Origin of the sequence: Streptomyces sp. SID12501, assembly GCF_010550245.1 — a bacterium.
GTDB lineage: Bacteria > Actinomycetota > Actinomycetes > Streptomycetales > Streptomycetaceae > Streptomyces.
In genome coordinates this window covers 1-415 of record NZ_JAAGLU010000832.1, presented here as the reverse complement: position 1 = coordinate 415, position 415 = coordinate 1, and the positions used below count along the sequence as shown (strand labels likewise).

Genomic DNA, 415 nt, shown 5'->3' with positions numbered 1-415 from the left:
ACGCCGAGCCGGTGCGCGAGTTCGCCGATGGTACGGGGGCCGGGGCCCGTCGCCGGGTCGCCCGGCACGCCGTCGGGGTCCGCGGCCAGGTGGTCCACCGCCCGTTTCACCGCGTCGAGCGTGTCCCGGTCCCGGAGCAGCCCGCCGTGGCCGCGGTCGATGAGGCTCAGCGCCTCGTCGGGGCCGGCGGGGCCGCCGCGGTGGAGCGCGTTCATGATCCGGCCCGCGTCCTGGTGTCCGTACGCGGGGACGAGCGCGAGGTAGGCGCGGAGCGCGGCCGCGTGGCGCGCGGTGTAGATCCGGTAGCCGCCGGGTGTGCGCGCGGCGGGCGGGAGGAACCCGTCGCGCTCGTAGTTGCGGACGGCCTGGGTCGAGATGCCGTGCTCGCGCGCGAGGTCGACCGGTCGCATGCGGG

At 77.8% G+C, this 415-nt stretch carries 1 protein-coding gene; it reads right to left on the bottom strand.

The window, feature by feature from the left end:
• Positions 1 to 415: MerR family DNA-binding transcriptional regulator (locus G3I71_RS48695; protein WP_239149822.1), on the bottom strand; the 415-nt coding region annotated here is incomplete at both ends.